23 protein-coding genes are annotated in these 24,412 nt (G+C 71.2%); 7 read left to right on the top strand and 16 right to left on the bottom strand.

The genetic code is table 11. The features are described 5' to 3' along the window. Nucleotides 1–43: 43 nt before the first annotated feature. From folB to AB0E24_RS07885, 3 genes are all read left to right on the top strand, one after another. Complete coding sequence (folB, locus tag AB0E24_RS07895) at nucleotides 44–403, top strand: dihydroneopterin aldolase (protein WP_069860890.1); 360 nt, start codon at nucleotides 44–46, stop codon at nucleotides 401–403. Next, on the top strand, nucleotides 400–993 hold the full coding sequence (gene folK, locus AB0E24_RS07890) for a 2-amino-4-hydroxy-6-hydroxymethyldihydropteridine diphosphokinase (RefSeq protein ID WP_359375437.1): 594 nt from the start codon (nucleotides 400–402) through the stop codon (nucleotides 991–993). Before folB ends, folK begins: the two co-directional genes overlap by 4 nt. A 61-nt stretch (nucleotides 994–1,054) precedes the next feature. Continuing rightward, nucleotides 1,055–1,555 carry a DUF3180 domain-containing protein gene (locus AB0E24_RS07885; RefSeq protein ID WP_069860892.1) on the top strand — a complete coding sequence of 167 codons (501 nt, stop codon included), beginning with the start codon at nucleotides 1,055–1,057 and terminating at the stop codon, nucleotides 1,553–1,555. A gap of 66 nt (nucleotides 1,556–1,621) precedes the next feature. On the opposite strand, the gene folE is transcribed toward AB0E24_RS07885, so the two are convergent. The 6 genes from folE to dacB all read right to left on the bottom strand — a co-directional run bounded on the left by folE (nucleotide 1,622) and on the right by dacB (nucleotide 9,412). Then, nucleotides 1,622–2,227, bottom strand: a complete 606-nt coding sequence (gene folE / locus AB0E24_RS07880; RefSeq protein WP_069860893.1) for a GTP cyclohydrolase I FolE — start codon at nucleotides 2,225–2,227, stop codon at nucleotides 1,622–1,624. 127 nt (nucleotides 2,228–2,354) lie between these two features. Continuing rightward, the gene (gene ftsH / locus AB0E24_RS07875; protein ID WP_069860894.1) at nucleotides 2,355–4,397 is read right to left on the bottom strand and encodes an ATP-dependent zinc metalloprotease FtsH; all 2,043 of its coding nucleotides are present in this window, start codon (nucleotides 4,395–4,397) and stop codon (nucleotides 2,355–2,357) included. A gap of 243 nt (nucleotides 4,398–4,640) precedes the next feature. Further along, nucleotides 4,641–5,180 (bottom strand): hypoxanthine phosphoribosyltransferase, encoded by a 540-nt coding sequence (hpt, locus tag AB0E24_RS07870; protein ID WP_069861363.1) that lies wholly within the window; start codon nucleotides 5,178–5,180, stop codon nucleotides 4,641–4,643. A 61-nt stretch (nucleotides 5,181–5,241) separates the two neighbouring features. Next, nucleotides 5,242–6,387 carry a tRNA lysidine(34) synthetase TilS gene (gene tilS, locus AB0E24_RS07865; RefSeq protein WP_079258111.1) on the bottom strand — a complete coding sequence of 382 codons (1,146 nt, stop codon included), beginning with the start codon at nucleotides 6,385–6,387 and terminating at the stop codon, nucleotides 5,242–5,244. A gap of 196 nt (nucleotides 6,388–6,583) precedes the next feature. Continuing rightward, complete coding sequence (locus AB0E24_RS07860) at nucleotides 6,584–7,726, bottom strand: Rv3626c family coenzyme F420 biosynthesis-associated protein (RefSeq protein WP_069860896.1); 1,143 nt, start codon at nucleotides 7,724–7,726, stop codon at nucleotides 6,584–6,586. Nucleotides 7,727–7,813: 87 nt separating this feature from the next. Then, complete coding sequence (dacB, locus tag AB0E24_RS07855; protein WP_147968404.1) at nucleotides 7,814–9,412, bottom strand: D-alanyl-D-alanine carboxypeptidase/D-alanyl-D-alanine endopeptidase; 1,599 nt, start codon at nucleotides 9,410–9,412, stop codon at nucleotides 7,814–7,816. Between the two features lie 86 nt (nucleotides 9,413–9,498). On the opposite strand from dacB, the gene AB0E24_RS07850 reads away from it, so the two are divergent. Next, nucleotides 9,499–9,990 carry an inorganic diphosphatase gene (locus AB0E24_RS07850; protein ID WP_069860898.1) on the top strand — a complete coding sequence of 164 codons (492 nt, stop codon included), beginning with the start codon at nucleotides 9,499–9,501 and terminating at the stop codon, nucleotides 9,988–9,990. Nucleotides 9,991–10,118: 128 nt separating this feature from the next. Here the strand turns inward: AB0E24_RS07850 and AB0E24_RS07845 are convergent, their stop codons facing one another. The 3 genes from AB0E24_RS07845 to AB0E24_RS07835 form a co-directional block, all read right to left on the bottom strand. Beyond that, nucleotides 10,119–11,822 (bottom strand): threonine/serine exporter family protein, encoded by a 1,704-nt coding sequence (locus tag AB0E24_RS07845; RefSeq protein ID WP_069860899.1) that lies wholly within the window; start codon nucleotides 11,820–11,822, stop codon nucleotides 10,119–10,121. A gap of 210 nt (nucleotides 11,823–12,032) precedes the next feature. Next, nucleotides 12,033–12,740, bottom strand: coding sequence for a DedA family protein (locus tag AB0E24_RS07840; RefSeq protein ID WP_079258114.1), 708 nt, complete (start codon nucleotides 12,738–12,740; stop codon nucleotides 12,033–12,035). 257 nt (nucleotides 12,741–12,997) lie between these two features. Continuing rightward, nucleotides 12,998–13,756, bottom strand: a complete 759-nt coding sequence (locus tag AB0E24_RS07835; protein WP_167502196.1) for a MerR family transcriptional regulator — start codon at nucleotides 13,754–13,756, stop codon at nucleotides 12,998–13,000. A 125-nt stretch (nucleotides 13,757–13,881) separates the two neighbouring features. Between AB0E24_RS07835 and leuE the strand changes: the two genes are divergently transcribed. Both leuE and gad read left to right on the top strand, forming a co-directional pair. Then, nucleotides 13,882–14,577 carry a leucine efflux protein LeuE gene (gene leuE / locus AB0E24_RS07830; protein WP_359375784.1) on the top strand — a complete coding sequence of 232 codons (696 nt, stop codon included), beginning with the start codon at nucleotides 13,882–13,884 and terminating at the stop codon, nucleotides 14,575–14,577. A 66-nt stretch (nucleotides 14,578–14,643) separates the two neighbouring features. Then, nucleotides 14,644–16,053 carry a glutamate decarboxylase gene (gene gad, locus AB0E24_RS07825; RefSeq protein ID WP_347235993.1) on the top strand — a complete coding sequence of 470 codons (1,410 nt, stop codon included), beginning with the start codon at nucleotides 14,644–14,646 and terminating at the stop codon, nucleotides 16,051–16,053. Nucleotides 16,054–16,090: 37 nt separating this feature from the next. Here gad and AB0E24_RS07820 read toward each other — a convergent pair whose 3' ends face one another. The 7 genes from AB0E24_RS07820 to AB0E24_RS07790 all read right to left on the bottom strand — a co-directional run bounded on the left by AB0E24_RS07820 (nucleotide 16,091) and on the right by AB0E24_RS07790 (nucleotide 23,609). After that, nucleotides 16,091–17,680, bottom strand: coding sequence for a hypothetical protein (locus AB0E24_RS07820; RefSeq protein WP_359375429.1), 1,590 nt, complete (start codon nucleotides 17,678–17,680; stop codon nucleotides 16,091–16,093). Between the two features lie 72 nt (nucleotides 17,681–17,752). Then, on the bottom strand, nucleotides 17,753–18,538 hold the full coding sequence (locus AB0E24_RS07815; RefSeq protein WP_069860904.1) for an ABC transporter permease: 786 nt from the start codon (nucleotides 18,536–18,538) through the stop codon (nucleotides 17,753–17,755). Beyond that, complete coding sequence (locus AB0E24_RS07810) at nucleotides 18,535–19,584, bottom strand: efflux ABC transporter ATPase subunit, DrrA-related (RefSeq protein WP_359375426.1); 1,050 nt, start codon at nucleotides 19,582–19,584, stop codon at nucleotides 18,535–18,537. The genes AB0E24_RS07815 and AB0E24_RS07810 overlap by 4 nt, the downstream gene beginning before the upstream one ends. Nucleotides 19,585–19,731: 147 nt before the next feature. Further along, nucleotides 19,732–20,361 (bottom strand): PadR family transcriptional regulator, encoded by a 630-nt coding sequence (locus AB0E24_RS07805; RefSeq protein WP_079258118.1) that lies wholly within the window; start codon nucleotides 20,359–20,361, stop codon nucleotides 19,732–19,734. 155 nt (nucleotides 20,362–20,516) lie between these two features. After that, nucleotides 20,517–21,083: a DinB family protein gene (locus AB0E24_RS07800; RefSeq protein WP_069860906.1), complete on the bottom strand. Its 567-nt coding sequence runs from the start codon at nucleotides 21,081–21,083 to the stop codon at nucleotides 20,517–20,519. Nucleotides 21,084–21,196: 113 nt separating this feature from the next. After that, the gene (locus AB0E24_RS07795) at nucleotides 21,197–22,654 is read right to left on the bottom strand and encodes an aldehyde dehydrogenase family protein (protein ID WP_069860907.1); all 1,458 of its coding nucleotides are present in this window, start codon (nucleotides 22,652–22,654) and stop codon (nucleotides 21,197–21,199) included. 91 nt (nucleotides 22,655–22,745) lie between these two features. Next, on the bottom strand, nucleotides 22,746–23,609 hold the full coding sequence (locus tag AB0E24_RS07790; protein WP_069860908.1) for a Sco1979 family transcriptional regulator: 864 nt from the start codon (nucleotides 23,607–23,609) through the stop codon (nucleotides 22,746–22,748). A 305-nt stretch (nucleotides 23,610–23,914) separates the two neighbouring features. Here AB0E24_RS07790 and AB0E24_RS07785 point away from each other — a divergent pair, with 305 nt between their 5' ends. Then, nucleotides 23,915–24,403: an ATP-binding protein gene (locus AB0E24_RS07785; RefSeq protein ID WP_174882588.1), complete on the top strand. Its 489-nt coding sequence runs from the start codon at nucleotides 23,915–23,917 to the stop codon at nucleotides 24,401–24,403. The last annotated feature ends 9 nt before the right edge of the window (nucleotides 24,404–24,412 follow it).

Genomic DNA, 24,412 nt, shown 5'->3' with positions numbered 1-24,412 from the left:
ATGGGACGTGCCCGCGTACCGACGACCAGCAGGAGTGATTCAGGTGGATCGTGTCGCGCTGCGCGGCCTGAAGGCTCGCGGGCACCACGGTGTGCTACCCCACGAGCGCGAGGAGGGCCAGGACTTCGTCGTGGACCTCGTGCTCGGCCTGGACACTCGGCCCGCCGCGGCTGACGACGACCTCGGCAAGACCGTCCACTACGGCGTGGTGGCGGAGGAGGTCGTGGACGTGGTGCGGGGTGAGCCGGTCGATCTGATCGAGACGCTGGCCGAGCGGATCGCGGACCGGTGCCTCAAGCACGACGTGGTACGGGAGGTCGAGGTCGTGGTGCACAAGCCGCAGGCCCCGATCACCGTGCCCTTCGACGACGTGACCATCACCATCACCCGGAGCCGAGTATGAGCAGCAGCGACCCGACCGTGCAGCCCGTTCCCATCTCCGTGGTGGAGCAGGTGGACGCCGCCGATGTGACGTTGAGCAACCCCAAACGGGCGGTGATCTCGCTCGGCAGCAACCTGGGCAATCGCCTGGAGACCCTCCAGGGCGCCATCGACGCGCTGGAGGACACCCCGGGCCTGCGGGTCAAGGCCGTGTCGCCGGTGTACGAGACGGACCCGTGGGGCGTGGCGCCCGGCACCCAGGCCACGTATTTCAACGCGGTGGTGCTGATCAAGACGACGCTGCCGCCGTCCTCGCTGCTGGAGCGCGGCCATGCGATCGAGGAGGCGTTCGAGCGGGTGCGGGACGAGCGCTGGGGCCCGCGCACCATCGACGTGGACATCGTGGCGTACCAGGACGTGGTGTCCGACGACCCCCAGCTGACCCTGCCGCATCCGCGCGCCCATGAGCGCGCCTTCGTGCTGGTGCCGTGGCACGACGTGGACCCGCAGGCCGAGGTCCCCGGGCGCGGGCCGGTCGCGGGGCTGCTGGCCGCGATGGGCCAGGAGGGGGTCCGGGTCCGCGTCGACCTGGAACTGCGACTGCCGGAGTAGACGTTGATCCGGATAGGTTCCGGACACGTTGGCACGTACTGAATTGAGGGGCGACCGCTCGGTGAAGCAACTTCGGATCGGGGTGCTGGTCGGGCTGTTCGCCGTGGCCGGCGTGGTGTCGTGGGCGGGTGCCCGGCTGTGGGACACCTTCGGATCGCTGCCCAGCGTCCCGGTGGCCGCGCCGATCGTGCTGGCCCTGATCGCGGTCGTGCTGACCGCCACCGCGCTGTCGCTGCGGTCCCGGCTGCGCGCCCAGCGGGAGCGCGAGCCCGACGCCAAGGGCGTGGACCCGATGGTGGCCGCCCGTGCGGTGGTCTTCGGGCAGGCCAGTGCGCTGGTGGCGGCGCTGATCGCGGGGATGTACGGCGGTGTGGGCGTCTTCCTGGCCATGGATCAGCTCGATGTGCCCGCCCGCCGCGATCAGGCGATCTACGCCCTGGGCTCGGTCCTCGCGGGCGCGGGAGTGGTGGCGGCCGCGTTCTTCCTGGAGCGGGTCCTCAAGCTGCCCGAGGACGACGACAACGACGGCGGCAACGGCCCGAGCGCCACGGCCCGCGCCTGAGGCCCACCGGGGCACGGCACGGCGCCACCGCTGGGCTCGATGCCTCGCCGAGCCGTGTGGCGCCGCTCAGCGGGCCATGATGAGGCTCATGGCCTCGGCCCGGGTGGCCGGGTCGCGCAGCTGGCCGCGGACGGCCGAGGTGAGGGTCTTGGCACCGGGCTTGCGCACCCCGCGCATGGTCATGCACATGTGCTCGCACTCCACCACCACGATCACCCCGCGCGGCTCCAGTATCCGCATCAGGGACTCGGCGATCTGGGTGGTCAGCCGCTCCTGGACCTGGGGGCGGCGGGCGAAGACATCGACCAGCCGGGCCAACTTGGACAGCCCGGTGATCTTGCCGTCGTGGGACGGGATATAGCCCACATGGGCGACGCCCACGAAGGGCACCAGATGGTGCTCACAGGAGGACATCACCTCGATGTCCTTGACCAGCACCATCTCGTCATGGCCCAGGTCGAAGGTGGTGGTGAGGACGTCCTCGGGCTCCTGGTGCAGCCCCGCGAAGATCTCCTTGTACGCACGGGCGACCCGGCCCGGCGTATCGCGCAGCCCTTCCCGGTCGGGGTCCTCGCCGACGGCGATCAGCAGCTCGCGGACCGCGTTCTCGGCGCGCTTCTCGTCGAAAACGCCAATGGGGCTCTCGCCGTCCAGCGTCACCGGGTCGGTCATGGAGCTGCCTCGTTCCTCACATACAACACACGAACGCGTAAATGCCGCGTCCACCAGGCTAGAACCTGGTGGACGCGGCATTCATTCCGGGGCCACCGGGGACGGACACCGCCCCCGGTGGCGGGGGTCAGTGCTCCGAGCCGGAGCCCGAGCCCTCGGGGTGCTCGGGGCTGTCCTCCGGGGTGGTGGCCTTGGTCAGCGAAGCCGCCGAGGTGGGCTGGGCACCGTTGGCCGGGGCGAGCTCCTTGGGGGAGAGCACCGGCGGACGGGTCGAGGGCGTACGCCGCGAGGAGCCGGTCCACGCCGGGCGGGCCGGGCGCTTGACGATCGGGGCGAAGATCTCGGCGATCTCCTCCTTGTTGAGCGTCTCCTTCTCCAGCAGCGCCAGCACCAGGTTGTCCAGGACGTCCCGGTTCTCGACGAGGATCTCCCACGCCTCGTTGTGCGCGGCCTCGATGAGCTTCTTGACCTCTTCGTCCACCAGCGCGGCGACCTCTTCCGAGTAGTCGCGCTGGTGAGCCATCTCACGGCCGAGGAACGGCTCGGAGTTGTCGGAGCCGAACTTGATCGCGCCGAGCCGCTCGGTCATGCCGTACTGCGTGACCATGGCGCGGGCCGTGGTGGTCGCCTTCTCGATGTCGTTGGACGCGCCCGTGGTCGGGTCGTGGAAGACGAGCTCCTCGGCCGCCCGGCCGCCCATCATGTAGGCGAGCTGGTCCAGCATCTCGTTGCGCGTGGTCGAGTACTTGTCCTCGTCGGGCAGGACCATGGTGTAGCCCAGGGCCCGGCCGCGGGAGAGGATCGTGACCTTGTGCACCGGGTCGCTGTTCGGAGACGCCGCCGCGACCAGGGCGTGACCGCCCTCGTGGTACGCGGTGATCTTCTTCTCCTTGTCGCTCATGATCCGGGTCCGCTTCTGCGGTCCGGCCACGACTCGGTCGATCGCCTCGTCCAGGAAGTGGTTGTCGATCAGCTTCTTGTCGCTGCGGGCCGTCAGCAGGGCGGCCTCGTTCAGCACGTTCGACAGATCGGCACCGGTGAAGCCGGGGGTGCGGCGGGCGACGGCCGACAGGTCGACGTCCGGGGCGACCGGCTTGCCCTTCTGGTGGACCTTGAGGATCTCCAGCCGACCCTGCATATCCGGGCGGTCGACGGCGATCTGCCGGTCGAAGCGGCCCGGGCGCAGCAGCGCCGGGTCGAGGATGTCGGGCCGGTTGGTGGCGGCGATCAGGATGACCCCGCCCTTCACATCGAAGCCGTCCATCTCGACGAGCAGCTGGTTCAGCGTCTGCTCGCGCTCGTCATGGCCGCCGCCCATACCGGCACCGCGGTGCCGGCCGACGGCGTCGATCTCGTCGACGAAGACGATGGCCGGGGCGTTGGCCTTGGCCTGCTCGAACAGGTCGCGGACCCGGGAGGCACCCACACCCACGAACATCTCGACGAAGTCGGAGCCGGAGATCGAGTAGAAGGGGACACCCGCCTCGCCCGCGACGGCGCGCGCGAGCAGCGTCTTACCCGTACCGGGCGGGCCGTAGAGCAGCACACCCTTGGGGATCTTGGCGCCGACGGCCTGGAACTTCGCCGGCTCCTGGAGGAACTCCTTGATCTCCTGGAGCTCCTCGACCGCCTCGTCGGCCCCCGCCACATCGGTGAAGGTCGTCTTCGGCGTGTCCTTGGTGATCAGCTTGGCCTTCGACTTCCCGAAGTTCATCACCCGGGAGCCGCCGCCCTGCATCTGGTTCATCAGGAACAGGAAGACCACGACGATCAGTACGAACGGGAGCAGCGAGAGCAGGATCCCGACGAAGGGGTTCTGCTTCGACGTCGAGACGTTGTACCCATCGGGGATCCCATTGGGCTTCTGAGCATTGGCCTGAAGAGTCTTGGCCAGATCGACGCCCTGGTCACCGATGTAGGTGGCCTGGAGCTTGTTGCTGCCCGAGATCTTGGCGACGTTGTCCTTGAGCTCGATCTTTACCTTGTGCTCGTCGCCGGTCGTCAGTTCGGCGGACTGGACCTGGTTCTGGTTGATCGCCTTGACGACCTGACTGGTGTCCACCGACTTGTAGCCGCCGGACGAGCCGACGACCTGCATCAACACGACCACGGCGAGGACGGCCAGCACGATCCACATGACCGGCCCACGGAAGTAGCGCTTCACGTCCATCCATACGGGGCGAAGCCGCCCCGTCCCTCCTGCCACAGTGAGGCACGGCACCTTGGAGGGGCGCCTGTGCGTGCGGTGTATTTGCGGTGTATGAGCTGTGTAATCCTCAGTCTCGAAAAAGACTGACCTTCGGACGGTACCCCAGCATTGTCACCCGACGCCGCCGTGGACTGTTAACAAAACCGCCTTCCCCTGCTCCAACGGCGGAAAACCCCGCCAGGTTCCCAGGGGCCGCGGCGCCCGTCAGCCGCCGTAGACGTGGGGGGCCAGGGTGCCGACGAACCGCAGGTTCCGGTATTTCTCGGCGTAGTCCAGGCCGTAGCCGACGACGAACTCGTTGGGGATGTCGAAGCCGACCCACTTCACCTCGATGGCGACCTTGGCCGCCTCCGGCTTGCGCAGCAGGGTGCAGACGTTCAGCGAGGCCGGCTCGCGCGAGCCCAGGTTCGACAGCAGCCACGACAGCGTCAGTCCGGAGTCGATGATGTCCTCGACGATCAGGACGTGTTTGCCCTTGATGTCGGTGTCCAAGTCCTTCAGGATACGCACCACACCGGAGGACTGGGTGCCCGCGCCGTAGGACGACACGGCCATCCAGTCCATGGTGACGGGCGAGGACAAGGCGCGCGCCAGATCCGCCATCACCATGACCGCGCCCTTGAGCACGCCGATGATCAGCAGATCCTTGTCCGCGTACTCCTCGTCGATGGCGGCGGCCAGTTCGGCCAGCTTCGCGTTGATCTCTTCCTCGGTGATGAGGACCGACTTGAGGTCGGTGCCCATGTCCTTGTCGTCCACCCGCGCCACTCTCGTTCGACTAACCGGCTCAACTGGCTCGGGCGGATCAGCCCTGCCGGATGACCAGTCTGCCACCCTCCCGGCGGACCTCGACGCGGCCGGGGAGGTTGATGGCCCGCTGCCCCCGCCAGCCGGTGATCAGCCGGTCCACCTCTTCGATATGGCGGGCGAAGAGCGAACCGGCGGGGGCGCCCGCGGCGATGGCGGCGCGGCGCAGCACCCGGCGGCGGACGGCGGTGGGCAGTCCGCGCAGGCCGACGGTGTCGAGGTGCACGGCCTGCGCGCCACCGGCCGCCGCCGGTGCGGTGGTCATCACATCGGCCTCGGCGCGGGCGGCCCAGGCGTCGAGGGCGTCGGCGTCGTCGCGGGAGAGCTGGGCGGTGCGGGCGAGCGCCTCGACGACGCCCTTGCCCAGCGCCTTCTCCAGGATGGGCAGCGCCTCGTGGCGGACCCGGGAGCGGGTGTAGGACGGGTCCACGTTGTGCGGGTCGTCCCAGACGGGCAGCGACTGGGCCAGACACGCCTCGCGGACGGTGTGCCGGTCCAGCTGGAGGAAGGGGCGGCGGTAGCGGCCGCCGGTCCCGGAGACCCAGGCCATACCGGACAGCGAGCGGATGCCGGAGCCGCGGGCGAGCCCCAGCAGAACCGTCTCGGCCTGGTCGTCACGGGTGTGGCCGAGCAGCACGGCGGTGGCGCCGTGGCGCTCGGCGGCGGCGTCCAGCGCGGTGTAGCGGGCGTCCCGCGCGGCGGCCTCGGGGCCGCCGCCCCGGCCGACGGCCACGGCGATCGCCTCGACCGGCGCCAGGCCCAGGGCCCGCATCCGGTCGGCGACCTCGGCGGCGCGGGCGTCGGACCCCTGCTGGAGGCCGTGGTCGACGGTGACCCCGCCGGCGCGCAGACCGGCCCGCGGGGCCTCGAAGGCGAGGGCGGAGGCGAGTGCCATGGAGTCGGCGCCGCCGGAGCAGGCGGCGAGCACGAGGGGGGCGTCGGGGCGGGGAGCGGAGCCGCGGAGGGCGGCGGCCGGACGCGCCGGAGCGGGGGCGGAGGCCGGGGAGGGAGCCGGGGGCGAGGTGGGAGCGGAGGCCGGGGAGGGGGTGGCGGCCGGGGGCGAGGCCGAGTGGGCGACGAGGATGTCGTGGAGGACGCGGCGGACCGCGAGGCGTATCGCGGCGACCGCTGGATGGGGACCCATGTCCGTTTCCCATCTGTCATTCGAGGGGGTGCCTCGGGGGTGCGAGGGGGACTGTTCGTCACGCTGTGTATGTCGATGGTGACAGAAGCGAGCTGTTCCCCGAGCATCGCACGCCTACCCGTCGCCAACGGTCCCTCGGACGAGTGATTAAAGGGGGCGTTCGTCCGTTTCCGCGTGTGCCGGAGGTGTGCCGGTTCTAGGACTCCGCCTTACGGTGCACCCGCGCGACCCACTCCCCGGGTTTGCTGATCTCCGCCTTGGTCGGAAGGGTGTTGGGCGAGGTCCAGACCCGGTTGAAGCCGTCCATGCCGACCTGGTTCACCACGGCCCGTACGAATCGCTCTCCGTCACGGTACTGCCGCAGCTTGGCGTCGAGCCCCAGCAGCTTGCGCAGCGCCTGGTCCAGCCGGCCCGCGCCGCTCGCCCGGCGCTTCTGGAACTTCTCCCGGATCTCCGCGACGGTCGGCACGACCTCCGGCCCCACCCCGTCCATCACATAGTCGGCGTGGCCCTCCAGCAGCGACATCACCGCGGTCAGCCGGGCCAGGATCTCGCGCTGGGCCGGGGTCTGGACCAGCTCGATGATGCTGGGCGCCCCCCGCCCGTCCTCGTCGTGCCCCTCGTCCCCGGGGCGGCCGCCGCCGCTGAGGGACTGGACGGCCTCGCGGACCCGCTCCAGCAGGGTGGCCGGGTCCACGTCGGTCTCGCCGAGGAACGCCTGGATCTCGGACTCGATGTGGTCGCGCAGCCACGGTACGGCGGTGAACTGGGTGCGGTGGGTCTCCTCGTGCAGCGAGACCCACAGCCGGAAGTCGTGCGGGGCCACGTCGAGCTCGCGCTCCACATGGACGATGTTGGGCGCCACCAGCAGCAGCCGCCCGCCGCCCGGGGAGCCGGGCAGATCGCGGGTGGCGGGCGCGAAGGTCTCGTACTGGCCGAGCACCCGGGAGGCGAGGAAGGACAGCAGCATTCCCAGCTCGACCCCGGTCACCTTGCCGCCCACCGCGCCCAGCACGGCCCCGCCGGGCAGCCCGCCGCGCCGGTCCTGCACCTTGCCGAGCAGCGGTTTGAGGATCTGCCGGAAGCCCGCCACATTGGCCCTGATCCAGCCCGCGCGGTCCACGACGAGGACGGGGGTGTCGGAACCCGGGCCGCCGGAGACGGCCATCCGGGTGAAGGCGCGAACGTGCTCCTCCGAGGACTTGGCGTGTCGGCGCAGCTCCGCGACGACGGCACGCGCCTCGTCGCGGCTCACCTCGGGCCCCGGGCGCACCAGCCGGGTCGCGGTCGCGACCGCGAGATTCCAGTCGACCATCTCCACACCACCGATGCTCGTCATGGCTTCACGGTACGTGGCCCGCGCCCCATCCGGGAGGACACCAGGGTCCGCACAGGCGGCCGCCCGGCGTCCGGAGCACCCCCGCGCTCAGCGGCAGCCGCAGTTGGCGAGGGCCGAGGCCATCCGGTCCAGGGCGCGCTGGGCGCCGTTGGCGTCGGTGGTTCCGTTGGTCATGAACGCGAAGACCAGCAGCCGCCCGTCCGCGTCCACGACCGAGCCCGCGAGGCTGTTGACCCCGGTGAGGGTGCCGGTCTTGGCGCGGACCACGCCCCGGCCGACCGCGTCCTGGGCGTAGCGGGTGCGCAGGGTGCCGGAGAAACCGGCCACCGGCAGCCCGGTCAGCAGCGACCGCAGTTCGGGGTGGTCGCGGTCGGCGGCGCGCACCAGCACCTGGGCGAGCAGCCCGGCGGACACGTGGTCGGCGCGGTCCAGCCCGCTGCCGTCCGCGATCCGCGCACCGCCCAGCGGCAGCCCCAGCTTCCGCAGCCGCTGGGTCACGGCCTTCGCCCCGCCCTCGAAGCTGGCGGACCGGCCGGCGGCGAGGGCGGTCTGCCGGGACAGGGCCTCCGCGATGTCGTTGTCGCTGGTGGTCAGCATCCGCTCGACGAGCGAGGACAGCGGCTGGGAGCGGACGGAGGCCACCGTCCGGGCGCCCTTGGCGGCCTTGCGCGACCGGGGCTCGTCCTTCACCTCGACCCCGCGGTCGCGCAGCATCGACGCGAAGGTGGCGGCCGCGTCGGCGGCCGGGTCCTCGGCGCGCGGGGCCGGGCCGTGGTCGCTGTCGTCCTTACGGCCTTCATCGGCCATCAGGGGGACGACGGGCGAGAGGTTCTCGTTGGGGCCGATCGGGTGGAGCTTCGCCCCGGAGTACAGCGAGGTGTCGTAGCCGAGCCGGTAGGTGCCCGCACCGCGCTTCTTCAGGGCGCGGGCGGTGTCATCGGCCAACTGGCGCAGTGCGGCGGGGTGGTCGTCCCCCTTGACGGCCCGTGCGGTGAGCGTGGGGTCGCCGCCACCGACCAGCACGATGTCGTTCTTCCCCGCGCCCGCCACGACGCTGGTCCTGATGCGGTGGTCCGGGCCGAGGGCGGAGAGGGCCGCGGCCCCGGTCGCGAGCTTGATCGTCGAGGCGGGGATCGTGGCCGTGCCCGCCTTGGCGCCGAACACCTGCTGACCGCTGGTCACATCCATCACCGCCACCGAGCGCTCATCGCCCAACGCGGGGTCGTCGAGCAGCGGTTCGAGCGTGTCGGCGAGCCCCGCCCCGGTGGGCGGCGGCACGGCGTCCGCACCGCTGTCCGGCGACCGGGGCGCGGACCGCGCGCCGAGCGCGGCCAGCACGGGCGCCGCGCTGGGCGCGGGCTCACCCGAACCGCCGTCCCGCCCGTCGCCCGGGGCCCGCCCGTCGGCGGCGCGGGCCCGTTCGGCCGTCCGCTGACCGGCGTCCCAGGGCCCGGCCACGAGCACCGACACCACGGCGACCACCAGACCGGTCGCGGCGGAGACCGCCACCAGCTGCCAGGTCCGCTGCTGTTCCCGGGGCGTGCGCCGCCACTCGCGCCGGGCGCGGGCGCGTACGCGGTTCCACTCGCGCAGCCCACGGCCGCGCACCCGGTCGAACTCGCGTCGCCCGCGGCTCAGCCGGTGCCTCAGCCACTCCCTGACCTGCCACGATCGGGCTTCAGGCACGACCGACCAGCCCCTTTCGCCACCACACACCTGCGTGGGGGACACTTAATCACCAGACGTATGTGTTGATCATGGAGGAGCCACCCGTGGAGTTCGACGTCACCATCGAGATCCCGAAGGGTTCGCGGAACAAGTACGAGGTGGACCACGAGACGGGTCGCATCCGCCTTGACCGGCGACTCTTCACGTCGACCAGCTACCCCGCGGACTACGGCTTCGTCGAGAACACCCTCGGCGAGGACGGCGATCCGCTGGACGCACTGGTCATTCTCGACGAGCCGACGTTCCCCGGCTGCCTGATCAAGTGCCGTGCCATCGGCATGTTCAGGATGACGGACGAGGCAGGTGGCGATGACAAGCTGCTTTGCGTACCGGCCTCGGACCCCCGGGTGGAGCACCTGCGTGATATTCACCACGTTTCAGAGTTCGATCGCCTGGAAATCCAGCACTTCTTCGAGGTCTACAAGGACCTTGAGCCGGGGAAGTCGGTCGAGGGGGCCGATTGGGTGGGCCGCGCCGAGGCCGAGGCCGAGGTGGAGGCGTCCATCAAGCGTCTCGAGGCCGCGGGCGGCCACTGAGCCCCCGTGCGGAATTCTTGAGTGTTCTTGAGTCCTGATCACGCCGGGAGGGCGGGGCACCGTGTCGGGTGCCCCGCCCTCCCGCGTATCCGGGACATCGGCGGCCGCCGGGGCGGGCGCCGCCCCGGTCAGAAGCCCCTCGTGCGCTTGGCGGCGCGGCGGTCGGCGGGGGCGGTCGCTCCGGGCGTCTTCAGGAAGAGGCGCGCGGCTTCGCTTCCCAGGTTCACCCCTATGGCGATCGCCAGGGCCAGTGCCGCCGCCTGGGTGAGGTGCGGAATGCCGCGGTCCAGGTTGCCCTGGGCCAGGGCGAGCAGCCCGAAGTAGGTCGCGCTACCGGGCAGCAGCGGCCCTATCGCCGCCGTGACGTACGGCAGCGCCGAGGCGTATCGATAGCGCGAGAGCAGCTGGCCGAAGAGGCCGACCACACCGGCGGCGACGGTCGTGGCGGCCACGGGCGGGACGCTCGCGGTGTCCGCCAGCGCGCCGTAGACCACCCAGGCGACCCCGCCGTTGAGCGTGGCGAACAGCACGGTGTGACGTTCCTGCTGGAGCAGGATGCAGAAGGTCAGCGCGAGCAGCATCGCCGCCAGGATCTGGATGTACGGCCGCTCCACATGGCGCAGCGCCGCCTCCGGGTTGAGCTTGGCATCGAGCTGGAGGCCCCCGTAGAGCACCGTGAGCACCCCGCACACGATGCCCACGATCAGATAGCCGACCTCCAGAAGGCGCGCCGCCGCGGTGATGTAATAGCCGGTCAGCCCGTCCTGGACGCCCGCGACCAGCGCCCGCCCCGGGATCAGCGCGAACAGCCCACCGGTGATCACGGCGGACGCCTGGAGCCCGGAGTTCGCGAGGCTCAGCGCCACCCCTATCGCGGCGGGCGGCATCGCCGCGGCCACGAACTGGTAGAACTCCGGAAGCCCGCGCCCGGAGGCCAGCCACGCCAGCCGGTCACCCAGCATCGCGCCGAGGGCCGCCGCGAAGAAGACCGGCCAGTCACCGCCGACCAGCATGCTCGCCGCGCCGGCCAGCCCTCCACCGGCCACGGTGAGCGCCCAGCCGGGGTAGGGGTGGCGGTTACGGCGTATCTCGGCGAGCCGCCGGTACGCCTCCTCCAGGGTGAACTCCTCCTGCGAGGTGATGTCGTCCACCAGCCGGAAGACCGCGGAGAGCCGGGTGTAGTCGGTGCCCCGGCGCCGTACGGTCCGGCTGGCGGTGACCGGGTCGTCGACCAGCGAGGGCTGGTAGCTGACCGACAGCAGGGTGAAGGTGACGGTCGGCTCGCAGCGGTCCAGCCCGTAGGCGTGCGCCACGCCGAGCATCGCCGCCTCGACGTCCTCGGCCCCCTCGCCGCCCGCGAGCAGCAGCTCGGCGATGCGGAGGGTGAGGTCGAGCACACGCGGCACGGCCGGACCCGTGTCGTCCTGCCGCTCGATGCGCTCGGGGGCCGGGCGCTCGCTGATCGGCATGCGCAGCATCGTGCGCATCCGGTCCTGCCAGGGGGCGTCCTTGGTCAGCCGGATGACGGGCAGGCCGTTCGGCGGGGTGATGGCGGGGAAGCCGCCGGTGGTCTGGTTGTTTGAAGGGGTGATCACCCCTGCGGGCGGTACGAAGGCCGAGCCCTCGGGTTCGGCGGGAGCATCCGCGGTCAGCCCCTCGGGGACGGCGAACTCCGAGGTCGGGTGCTCGTCCTCGGGTGGCGGCGGCAGGGGTATACCCAGGGGCGGTGTGAAGGCGCTGTGTGCCTCGTCGGACAACGGCTTCTGGTTCTCCCCCGTGTCCGCGTCCACCGCGCCCGTCCCACGCGGCACCTGCTGACGATCCGACCTCACGTCTCCTCGCTCCTCACCAGCCCTCCCCGTTCGATTCCCGGCGGCCGAGGATGCAGCATCGGCGGCCACCGGAGCCCATTGTGCGGGGCGGTGACCGCCGAGGGGGAGTGGGGGCGGTGTGTGGCGGGTGTGAAGCCCGCTGGCAGGAGCGGCGGAGAGACGGCGGAGGGGTCGCGTGGCCCCGCGGGCGGGTCCGCGCGGCCCCTGCGGTCAGCGCTTGGCGTGGCGCCCGCGCGGCCCCTGGGAGGGGGCTCCAGCGGCCGGTCCCTGGGGCTCCGGCTGGGCGGCGGCCTCCTTCTTCGCCTTGCCGCGGGCCCGGAGGAACTCGATCACGATCGGGACGATCGACAGCAGCACGATCGCGATCAGCATCAGCTCGATGTGCTGATGCACGAAGTCGACCTTCCCGAGCGCCGACCCGAGCAGGGTGACACCGGTGCCCCACAGCACGCCGCCGATGACGTTGAAGATGATGAACGAGCGGTAGTTCATCCGGCTCACGCCCGCGATGATCGGCGTGAACGTCCGCACGATGGGCACGAAGCGGGCGAGGATCAGCGACTTCGGGCCGTGCTTCTCGAAGAACTCATGCGCCTTCTCCACGTTCTCCTGTTTGAAGAGCTTGGAGTCGGGGCGCCGGAAGAGCGCCGGTCCCACCTTCCGGCCGAAGAGATATCCGACCTGGTCACCGACGATCGCGGCGATCGCCACGGCCACGCACACCAGCCACAGCTCCTGCTTGATCACATCGGTGGTCACCAGCAGACCGGTGGTGAAGAGCAGTGAGTCGCCCGGCAGGAAGAAGCCGATGAGCAGGCCGGACTCCGCGAAAACGATGGCCAGGACGCCGAGCAGACCGAAGGTTTCGATCAGATAGTCCGGGTCCAGCCATTGAGGGCCGAGCGCGAGGGTGTACACGGGTGTGAGGCTCCTGGGTCGAGGGAAGCAGGCTCGTGCGCGGCCCGGCCGCAGGGTCGGGGCGGACTGATGGGTCTTCGCAGTGTGCCGCCCAAAGCTATCAACGCCGTGTGCGTGCCCTTGGTTCCCACCGCCCAGGAGGCCCCCAACGGCCCCACCGCCCAGGGATGCCCCTAGCGGTCACCCTCCGGGGATGCCCTTGGCGGTCACGGTCGCCCTCCGGGGATGCCCTTGGCGGTCAGCGCCCAGGGATGCCCCTAGCCGTGCCGCTCCGCGTTGGCGAGGATCGCGTCCCGGAGATAGGCGGCCAGCCCCGGCCCGGCCTTGTCGATGTTCTCGGTGAAGCGGTGGTCCGAGACATACATCCGGCCCAGACAGGCGTGCAGCTCATGGCCGCACTCATAGTGGTTCCGGCAGATCCCCTGCCGGTGCTCCTCGGCGAGGTCCATCGCCGCCTCGGACTCCGGCGGGGTGCCCGCGGCCATCAGCGCGAGGAAGCGATTGCTGAGCTCGTCCGCCTCCTCCTGGATCCGCTTCCAGTCCTCCTTGGTGTACGAGGCCGTCCTGCGCTGGGACTCCTTGTACGCCTCGGTGCTCCCCCAGCGCTGCTCGACCTCCTCCTGGTAGTCGTCCGGGTCGAAGTCCCCGAAGACCTCGAACTTCTCCTCGGGGGTCAGATTGATGCCCATCTTCCGCGCCTCCATGGCCCGTTCGACGGCGGCGGCCATCTTCTCCAGCCGCTCGATCCGGTCGGTCAGCAGCCGGTGCTGACGCCGCAGGTGGGCCTGCGGATCGATATCCGGGTCGTCGAGCAGCACCGCCACCTCCTCGAGCGGAAAGCCGAGCTCCCGGTAGAACAGGATGCGCTGGAGCCGGTCGAGGTCGGCGTCGTCGTAACGCCGGTGCCCGGCCGCGCTGCGGGCGCCGGGGCGCAGCAGCCCGATCTCGTCGTAGTGGTGCAGCGTGCGCACCGTGACGCCGGCGAAGCCCGCGACCTGTCCCACGGAGTAGCTCATGGCCTGGTCCGCTCTCCTTCAGTTCGGTACGGGTTCCACGGTGCGTCCTCACGTCGCGTGAGGTGCAAGTCCGGATGGCGAAATCCATTGGGCGGCGTGGCGAGGCCGCTGCCATCCTGCCGATTGTGCTGGGGATAACTGATCTTTCAACGTATCTGGCCGGTCTGGCGCTGATCGTCCTGTTGCCGGGTCCCAATTCGCTGTATGTGGTGTCGGTCGCGGCCCGCCGTGGCCCCCGTACCGGCTATCGGGCGGCGGCCGGGGTGCTGTGCGGGGACGCCGTGCTGATGGCGCTGTCGGCGGGCGGGGTGGCCTCGCTGCTGCACGCGAGCCCGATGCTCTTCGCGGTGGTCAAGTTCGCGGGTGCGGGCTATCTGACCTGGCTCGCGGTGGGCATGCTGCGCGGGGCGCGGACGCTGTGGCGCCGCCGGCCGGGCGCCGCGGAGGCGGCCCGGAGCGCCGCGGCGGAGCGGGACGCGGACGGGGCCGTGGACGCGGCCGCCGGATCCGCCGAGGGTGAGCGCCCGTACCGCCGAGCGCTGGTCATCAGCCTGCTGAACCCGAAGGCGATCCTCTTCTTCATCTCCTTCTTCGTGCAGTTCGTGGATCCGGACTACGCCCATCCGACGCTGTCCTTCATGGCGCTGGGCGCCTGGGCACAGCTGTTCAGCATCACCTATCTGTCGGTGCTGATCTTCAGCGGTACATATCTCGCCGCCACCCTCCAACGGCGTCGGCGACTGCGGGCGGGGCTCTCAGCGGCCGCGGGCACGGCGTTCCTCGGCTTCGCGGCGAAGCTGTCGCTCAGCAGCGCGGGATAGCGGGCCGGGCGCGGGGCACGGCGCGGGACCGGGGCATACGAGAGATATACGCCTAATTTAACGAAGGTGGCACTTCATAAAGGCACTCCCGGCCCACGCCGGGACGAACGCTCCGAGTTCTCCACCAACCCGGTCTACGACGAGGCCAATCCGGTCAGCGGGATGACCGGCAAACCCCCGCGCCACTGCCTCCCCGACGGGCCGATGGCGCCCACGACCGCGTATCAGTTCGTCCATGACGAGCTGATGCTGGACGGCAACGCCCGCCAGAACCTCGCCACCTTCGTCACCACGTGGATGGAGCCGCAGGCGGGCAAGCTGATGTCCGACTGCCTCGCCAAGAACATGATCGACAAGGATGAGTACCCGCGCACCGCCGAACTGGAACGGCGGTGCGTGGCGATGCTCGGCCATCTGTGGCACGCACCCGACCCGGACGCCGTCGTGGGCTGCTCCACCACGGGGTCGAGCGAGGCATGCATGCTGGCCGGAATGGCCTTCAAGCGGCGCTGGGCCAAACGGAACCCGGTGAGCTATCCGGCGACCGCCCGCCCCAACCTGGTCATGGGGACCAATGTCCAGGTGTGCTGGGAGAAGTTCTGCGACTTCTGGGAGGTGGAGGCGCGGCAGGTGCCCATGGAGGGCAACCGGTTCCACCTCGATCCCCAGGCCGCCACCGAACTGTGCGACGAGAACACCATCGGCGTCGTGGCGGTCCTCGGCTCCACCTTCGACGGCTCCTACGAACCCGTCGCCGAGGTGTGCCGGGCGCTGGACGACCTCCAGGAGCGCACGGGCCTGGACATCCCGGTGCATGTGGACGGCGCCTCGGGCGCGATGATCGCGCCGTTTCTCGACCCGGACCTGCGGTGGGACTTCCAGCTGCCGCGGGTCGCCTCCATCAACACCTCGGGCCATAAGTACGGCCTGGTCTACCCCGGGGTGGGGTGGGCGCTGTGGCGTACGGCGGAGGTGCTGCCCGAGGATCTGGTCTTCCGCGTCGACTACCTCGGCGGCGACATGCCGACGTTCTCGCTCAACTTCTCCCGCCCCGGCTCCCAGGTGGCCGCCCAGTACTACACCTTCGTACGGCTGGGCCGGGCGGGCTACCGCGCCGTCCAGCAGGAGGCCCGCGATGTGGCGTGCTCGCTCGCCGAGCGGATCGAGGCGTTCGGGGACTTCACCCTGCTGAGCCGCGGCGATCAGCTGCCGGTGTTCGCCTTCACCACGGCGGAGGGGGTCGGCGCCTTCGATGTCTACGACGTCTCCCGGCGGCTGCGCGAACGCGGCTGGCTGGTGCCCGCGTACGCCTTCCCGCCCAACCGGCAGGACCTGTCCGTGCTGCGGGTGGTGTGCCGCAACGGCTTCTCGGAGGACCTCGCCGATCTCTTCCTGGCGGACCTGGGGTCGCTGCTGCCCGAGCTGCGGTCACAGCCCGCGCCCACGGGGAAGACCGTCACGGCGTTCCACCACTGAGGCGCCGGGCCGCCGTCGGCTCCGGAAGTGGCGGCGGTCAGCCCGTCTGGGCCGGGGCCCGGAGCAGTTCGGCCCGGCGCCGGACCGCCTCCAGCGCACCGGGTCTGCGGCCGGGCACCCTCCCCCGCAACTCGATCAGCAGCGGGGCGAGGGCCCCGGCCCTGACCCGGTCCTGGACGAACTGCCACTGGTGGTGCGCCCGGTCCACGGCCCCCTCGACCTCGGGGTGCCCGGCCGGTTCCCCGTTGCCGAGCCGCGCGTCGGCCACCGCGAGCCACAGCTCGCAGGCGCGGGCCGGGTCCCCGGCGATACGGGAGAGATCGGCGCGGACCTCCAGCCAGTGGATCGCCTCGTCGGAACGGGGACCGGCCGTCCGGAGGGCCTCCTGCTCCCAGGCGGCCGCCATCGAGGCCGCCTCGCTGTGCCGCCCCGCGTTGGCCGCCTCGAATATCGCGATGTGTGTCGCGAAGAGCGGATCGGACACGGGCGCCTGACCGGGCGGCGGGGGCACGGAGGCCCGTCCGGGCGGCGGGGGCACGGGGGCGTGTCCAGGTGGCGGAGGCACGGGGGCGTGCGTCGGCCGGGGCACGCGCAGCGAAGGGGGCGCCGGCAGGGGATCGGCGGGGCGGAACGATTCTGGAGGGCCAGGCGGCATGGGCGGCGGGGCGGTTACCGCCGGTCCGACGGGTCCGGCCGCGCCGAGGGGTCCGGTCGCCCCGGCCGGTCCAGTCGCCCCGGCCGGTCCGGCCGCTCCTGTCACCCCCGCCTGCCCGGCCGATATGGCCTGCTCGGCTGCTCCGGTCGGCCCGGCCGATACGGGCTGCCCGGCCGATACGGGCTGTGCGGCCGATACGGGCTGCGCCCCTGCTCCGGTCCGCCCCGTCCACACGGCCCACGGGGCGGCCCCCGGGGCGGGGGCGGCGTCCGGGTCCGGGTACGGCTCGCCCGGCCCAGCGCCGTCCAGCAGCAGTTCGGGGCCGGTGCCCAGCCCCGCCTCCATCGCCGCCCGCTGGTGCAGCAGCGCGAGCGGCGGTCGTTCGGCGGCGGCCCGCAGCAGCCCGGCGAACGCCCGGCTGTAGTCCGGCGTCGCCGTCTCCCGCCTGGGCGGGGCGGGCGCCACCGTGCCGTACAGCGTCAGCCCGGCGGCGAGCGCGGACGGTCCGGCGGCCCGCAGCGGCTGCCAGGCCGTCTCGTCGGCCACCAGATCGGCGACCACGACGGTGCTGCCCGGCGGCCGTCCGCCAAGCTCGGACGCCAGCCAGTGCCAGGGCAGCGCCGTGTAGCGCGCGGTCCTCGGCGTCGTACGGGCCAGCGCCAGATGCGGCAGCCGCTGCTTCGCGTCGAGGGTGAGCTGGCCCGCGAGATGGACCAGCACCGGGCCCGGATGCGCGGCCGCGGTCCGCAGATGTGTCAGCACGGTCTGCGGGTCGACCGGGTCCACGAGTTGGACGACGCTGGCGCCGCCGGGCGTGCCCAGCAGCGCCGCCGGTGGTACGGCGGCGAGCTGGGGCAGCGCGGCGGCCGCGTCCATCAGTCGCTGTTTGCCGGCCGGGCCGGCGGCGAGCAACAGGGCGTATCCGGGCCCGCTCACCGTCTCCGCCCCCGTGCCCGACCTGTCGTTCCCCATACCCGCACCGTATCCGCAACCGACGACGACCGGAGGGGGCGCGACCGCGCGGCGCCCGGATCCGGGCCGCCGTCAGCGGCTGAGGCGGCCGTAACGCCGCACGGCGAGCGGGAGGAAGACCGCGATCAGCCCCAGCGGCCAGCAGACCGCGAGGAGTTGGGCGTGGTCCGCGGACCAGGAGCCGCCACCGCCGCCGGGACCGCCGAACAGATCGCGGATCGAGGTGGCCGTCGCCGACATCGGGTTCCAGTCCGCGAGGGCGCCGAGCCAGCCGGGCATGGTCTCGGGCGAGGCGAAGACATTGGAGAGGAAGCCCACCGGCCAGACCAGGATCTGCACGGCCTGCACCATCTCCGGGCGTCCCGCGGCCATGCCCAGGTAGATGCCGAGCCACAGCATCGCGAACCGCAGCCACAGCAGCAGCCCCACGGCGAGCAGCCCGTCGCCGAGCCCGCCGTGCCAGCGCCAGCCCATCGCCAGACCGACCCCGAGGAGGACGAACAGCCCGAGCGCCGACTGGAGCATGTCCAGCACACTGCGCCCGACCAGGACCGCCGAGCGGGCCATCGGCATCGAGCGGAAGCGGTCGATGACGCCCTTGTTGAGGTCCTGGGTGATGGCGAGCATCGTCCCTTCGAGGCCGAACACCATGGTGAGCGCGAGCGTGCCCGGCACCAGGTAGTCCTTGTAGTCGCCGCCGCCCGGGACGGTCATCCCGCCGCCGAGGAAGTAGGCGAACATCAGCAGCATCATCACCGGGAAGACCAGCTGGACGGCCACCTGGACGGGCTGCCGGGCCCAGTGGGCGAGTCCGCGGCGGGTCATGGTCCAGGAGTCGATGAAAGTCGCGGTCGTCATACGGAGCTCTCCTCCTTGGCCGTCTGCTCCTTGGCCGTGCGAGCCGTGGCCGTGCCCGTGCTGGCCGTGGCCGTGTCGGCCCTGGACGTGTCCGCCGTGGCCGGCTCCCCGGTGAGGTGCAGAAAGACCTCGTCGAGGGTGGGGCGGCGCAGCACGATGTCCTCCGCCTCGATCCCGGCCGACGCCAGGGCCCGTACGGTCTCGGTGAGCGCCGCGACCCGGTCGGTGACCCGTGCGCCGAGCCGCCGCCGGTCGGGGTCGGTCTCGACCTCGGCGGCGTGGGTCGCCATGCCCACGACCGAGGCGGCGGCGGACAGTTGGCCCGCGTCGCGCAGCACCACCTCGATGCGGTCACCGCCGAGCCGGGCCTTGAGCTCGTCGGCGGTCCCGTCGGCGATGGACCGCCCGCCGTCGATCACGCAGACGCGGTCGGCCAGTTGGTCCGCCTCCTCCAGGTACTGGGTGGTGAGCAGCACGGTCGTACCGCCGTCCACCAGCGAGCGGACCGCGTTCCACACCTCCGTACGGCCCCGGGGGTCGAGCCCGGTGGTCGGCTCGTCCAGGAAGAGGATCGGCGGCCGCATGATGAGGCTCGCCGCGAGGTCCAGTCTGCGCCGCATACCGCCGCTGTACCGGCCGACGGCCTTGGTACCGGTGGATTCGAGGCCGAACCGCTCCAGCAGCTCGTCCGCGCGGGCCGCCGCCCGGCGGCCGCCCAGGTGGTAGAGGCGGCCGAACATCTCCAGGTTCTGCCGTCCGCTCAGCTCCTCGTCCACCGCGGCGTGCTGGCCGACGAGGCCGATGCGGTAGCGGACCTGGTCGGGGTCGCGCAGCACGTCGTACCCGGCGACCTCGGCCCGGCCGCCGTCGTGCCGCAGCAGGGTGGCCAGAATCCGTACGCAGGTGGTCTTGCCCGCGCCGTTGGGGCCGAGCACGGCGTGCACGGTGCCCTGCGGGACGGTCAGGTCGAGTCCGGCGAGGGCTTGTTTGTCCCGGTAGGTCTTCCGTAGCCCTTCGACGACGATCGCGGAATCGCTGTCGGCCAAGGTCTTCCCCTCTCCCTCTGCACTTCTCCGCACCGCGTAGTCAAGTTTGACTACGTGCGCCGGAAGGTACTGCCCGAAGCGGTCCCTAGTCAAACTTGATTAACACCGACGGCCGCCGTCAGCCGCCCTCGGCCGGCATGGATTTCCTCAGTCCGTATCGGGCGCGGCGTACGGGTTGGGGACGCCGTCCGGCAGGACGTCCACCGAGCGCTCCCCCTCGCCCGCCATCACATACGCCCCGCCCTCGAGCCGCTCGATCAGCCCACGGGTCCACTCAGCGCCGCTGTCCGCGGAGTGCACCCAGAACTTCATGATCTCGCCGATATGGCCCCACTCCTCGGGGGTGCCCTCCGGCGGCGTCCAGTGCCGGGTCACCTCGGCCCGCCACTCCTCCAGCGCCGACACCCGCCGCTTGAGCAGGTCGATCGCCTCGGCCCGGGGCAGGTCGACGATGAATCCCACCCCGGCCGTCAGCTCGTCGACCTTCTGGTCATGGCGCAGCAACGCCTCCCGCAGCAGCCGGAAGAACTCCTCCTCGCCCGCCCCGGTCAGCTCGTACTCGGTCCGGGGCGGCCCACCGACCGTGCTCGGCGCCACGTCGTGCGCGAGCATCAGGCCCTGCTTCGCCATCTGCTTCAGGGCGTGGTAGATCGACCCGGGCTTGGCGTTGGACCACTCATGCGCACCCCAGAACTCCAGGTCGTTACGGACCTGATAGCCGTGCGCCCGCCCGTGCTGGCGCACGGCCCCCAGCACCAGCAGCCGGATCGCTGACATGCCCGCTCTTCTCCATCCTGGTCCCGCTCCCCGCGGTGACCAGGCTAGGGCCTGTCGTCAAAGGGGGCCGCCCTGGTCCCGACGCCCGGCACGGCCGCTCGCGGCCGGGCGCCCCCTTCGACGACAGGCCCTGGGCCGTCACCGGCCCCGGCGGATCACCGCTCCAGGATCGACCAGTCGGGCTCCGGCGCCGCCCCCGTCTCGAAGACGAGGTCGAAGGCGCCCTTGCCGTCGATCGTCTCGCGGATGATGTCGGCGTGACCGGCGTGCCGGGCGAGCTCCTCGATCAGGTGGAGGACCGCCCAGCGCCAGGTGCGGGTGCCGCCCTCGTCCCAGGGGAGCCGGAGCGCCTCGAACGTCTCGTCCAGCGACGGCAGGGCCCGTACGGCCTCCTCGGTCTCGCGCGCCACCTCGTCGTACAGGGCGAGCAGCGCCTCCACCGTCTCGTCCTCGGTCGGCTCGAAGGTGCGCTCCCACTCGGCCATCTGGTCCCTGGGGTCCCCCACCTTGCCCTGGAGGACGCGCAGCCAGCCGCGCTCACCCGTGACCGCGTGCTTGAGCAGCCCGGCCAGCGAGAGCACGCTCGCGCTGGGCACGCTGCGCGCCTGCTCCTCGGTGAGGCCGTACACCGAGCGCCGGATGCCGCCGCGCTGCGCCTCCAGGTACGCGAGCAGCGCGCCCCGCTCGTCCTGACATGCCTCGGGGCTCACGATCACGGGCATGGCTGCCGCCTCTCATCTGGAGGGCGCCCGGGTCCGGCGCCCTTCGATGAACCCCACGCTAGGAAGGCTTGCGGTCAGCTTCTGTCCGCGAGCCGTCCCCGCCCCTCCCGGCCTCAGAACGGGAACTGGCTCCGGCCGTGCTGGATGGAGATCCACTTGGTGGTGGTGAAGTCCTCGATCATCGACTCCCCGTTGAGCCGACCGAGACCGGAGTGCTTCTCGCCGCCGAACGGCACGATCGGCTCGTCGTGGACCGTGCTGTCGTTCACATGGATCATGCCGGTGTGGACCCGCTGGGCGAACCGCACCCCGCGCTCGATGTCGCTGGTGTGCACGGCGCCGCTGAGCCCGTAGTCCGTGTCATTGGCGATCCGCACCGCCTCGTCGTCGCCGTCGAACGGGATCAGCGTCACCACCGGGCCGAAGACCTCCTGGCCGAGAATCGCCGACCCCTCCGGGACCCCGCTGAGCACGGTCGGCCCCATCAGGCTGCCCTCGGTGCGCCCCCGGACCAGCGCGGTGGCGCCCTCGGCGATCGTCTGGTCGACGAGCTGGGCGATCGCCTCGGCCTGGCCCTCGTTGATCAGCGGGCCGATATGGGTGGTGGGGTCGCCCGGGTCGCCCACCTTCAGCGTCTCCACCTTGGCCACGAACCTCTCGGTGAACTCCCGCTCGATCGCCCGGTCCACCAGCACCCGGTTGGCCGCCATGCAGACCTGCCCCTGGTGGACGAAGCGGCTGAAGACGGCCGCGTCCACCGCGTAGTCCAGATCGGCGTCGTCGAGCACGACCAGCGCGCTGTTGCCGCCCAGTTCCAGGACCGTGCGCTTGAAGTGGGAGGCGGCCACGGTGGCGACGTGCCGGCCGACCTTGTCGGAGCCGGTGAAGGAGAGCACCTTCGGTATGGGGTGCTCGATCAGGGCGTCGCCGATCTCCGCGATGTCGGTGATCACGACATTGAGCAGCCCGGCGGGCAGCCCGGCCTCCTCGAAGATCTTGGCGACCAGGCCGCCGCCGCAGACCGGGGTGTTCTGGTGGGGCTTGAGGACGACGGCGTTGCCGAGGGCCAGCGCGGGGGCGACCGACTTCAGCGACAGCAGGAACGGGAAGTTGAACGGGCTGATCACACCGACCACGCCCACCGGCAGCCGGTAGAGGCGGTTCTCCTTGCCGTCGACCGGCGACGGCAGGATGCGGCCCTCGGGCCGCAGCGCGAGGTGGATCGCCTCGCGCAGGAACTCCTTGGCGAGATGCAGCTCGAAACCCGCCTTCACATGGGTGCCGCCGCACTCCGCGATGATCGTCTCGGTGAGCTCCTTCTCACGGTCCTCGATGATCCGCAGCACCCGCTCGAAGACCGCCCGCCGGGCATAGGGGTTGGTGGCTCCCCACTCCGGCTGCGCCCGCTCGGCCGCCCGGTAGGCCAGGTCCACCTCCTCGACGGTCGCCACGGTGATGGAGGCCAGCTTCTCCCCGTTGTAGGGGTTGAAGTCGACGATGTCCCAGGAACCGCTTCCGCCGCGCCACTCGCCGTCGATGAACTGAAGGGCCAACTCGGAGAAGTAGGACATGTCATCCCTATCTGCTGGCCGCGGTGTCGATCACCGACGGCCGCGCACGTGTGGGGGGATATTCCTGACGTCATGTCATCCTACTGACGGGTCAATCCTCGTGAAGGAGCCCGTGGAGCAATTCCCGGCTGTCCCCGGGCGAGAGGCTGTCCGCGCTGAGCCGCTCCAACACCCGCTCGTACTGGGCGACTTCATCCCTCTTGTCGAGGTAGAGCGCGCTGGTGAGCTGCTCCAGATAGACGATGTCGGGCAGGTCGGACTCCGGGAAGCGCAGCCGGGTGAACGCCCCGCTCTCCCCCGCGTGCCCGCCGAAGGCGAACGGCATCACCTGGAGCGTCACGTTCTGCTGCTCGGAGACCGTGATCAGATGGCGCAGCTGGGCGGCCATCACACCGCGCCCGCCGTACGGGCGGTGCAGCGCGGCCTCGTCCAGCACCACATGGAACGCCGGGCCGCGCTCGGAGACCAGCAGCTTCTGCCGCTCGAGCCGCAGCGCCACCCGCCGCTCCACCTCCCCGGAGCACGCCTGGGGCTGGCCGCGGGTGACCACGGCATGGGCATAGCCCTCGGTCTGGAGCAGACCGTGGATGAACTGGACCTCGTAGCAGGCGATATCGGAGGCGGCGCCCTCCAGGCCGACATATGTCTGGAACCAGCCGGGAAGCACATCGCCGTAACTGTGCCACCACCCGGCGACATTGGCCTCGCGGGCGAGCCCGAGCAGTGCCGTGCGCTCGGCGTCGTCGGTGACCCCGTACAGCGTCAGCAGGTCCTCGATGTCCCGCGCCTTGAAGCTCACCCGGCCCAACTCCATCCGGCTGATCTTGGATTCGGAGGCCCGGATCGAATAGCCCGCCGCCTCGCGGGTGATGCCTCGGGCCTCGCGCAACCGCCTGAGCTGTGAGCCCAGGAGGATGCGGCGCACCACCGATCCACTCGACTCGCCTGCGGCCATTTCCGCGACCCTCCCTGTACGGAAAGCATCCTTGCGAACGGCGCCCCCGCGGTCCCTGGGGGCGAAGTCTGCCACTGATCGGGCTCCGCGCCGTATGCGCGTCGTTACTCAACCCGAGGATGTACGCCAGTGTACGGAGTCAGAAATCCTGCTAAAACCCCTCGGATCGGACCAACTGGCCCGCGTGCACGTGCATCTGCCCTTGCATCTGACGTGGGCATTCGGAACCATAGGTTGTGCGCACGTGCTAGCTGGTACGAAATCTGGCCAGAGTTCGTCACGGCCACGGATGCAGGAGTGCTCGCATGGGGAGCGAAGGTTCGGCCCTGCTGGAACCCTTGTGGCAAGGGCTTACTGTCATCGACCCCTCCGCCGTCTCCGGATCCGTCTCCTGCGTCCTGCCCGCCCGCTATGAAGCGGTCAAGGACGCCCGCCAGTTCACCGGCTGGACGTTGCGGCAGTGGGACATCCCCGAACTACTCGACGAAGTGGCGCTCGTCGTCTCCGAACTGGTCACCAACGCGCTCCGGCACGCCCTGTCCGGCGCCGGAGCGGCCGGTGGGCCGGAGCGGCCGGTGCGGCTCCATCTGATGCGCGGGCCCTCCCGCCTGGTGTGCGCCGTACGCGACCCCAGCGAGGTGGGCCCGGTGGCGGGCGAGGCGGGCTGCGGCGAGGAGTCCGGGCGCGGGCTCCATCTCGTGGAGTCCTTCACGGACGGCTGGGGCTGGCAGCCGCTGGTGGGCACCCCCCGCGGCAAGATCGTCTGGGCCGTGTTCCTCCTTCCCTCGGCGTGAGCCCCGGCT

Source organism: Streptomyces malaysiensis subsp. malaysiensis (assembly GCF_040653035.1).
GTDB lineage: Bacteria > Actinomycetota > Actinomycetes > Streptomycetales > Streptomycetaceae > Streptomyces > Streptomyces malaysiensis.
This window is presented reverse-complemented; position numbering and strand designations above follow the sequence as displayed.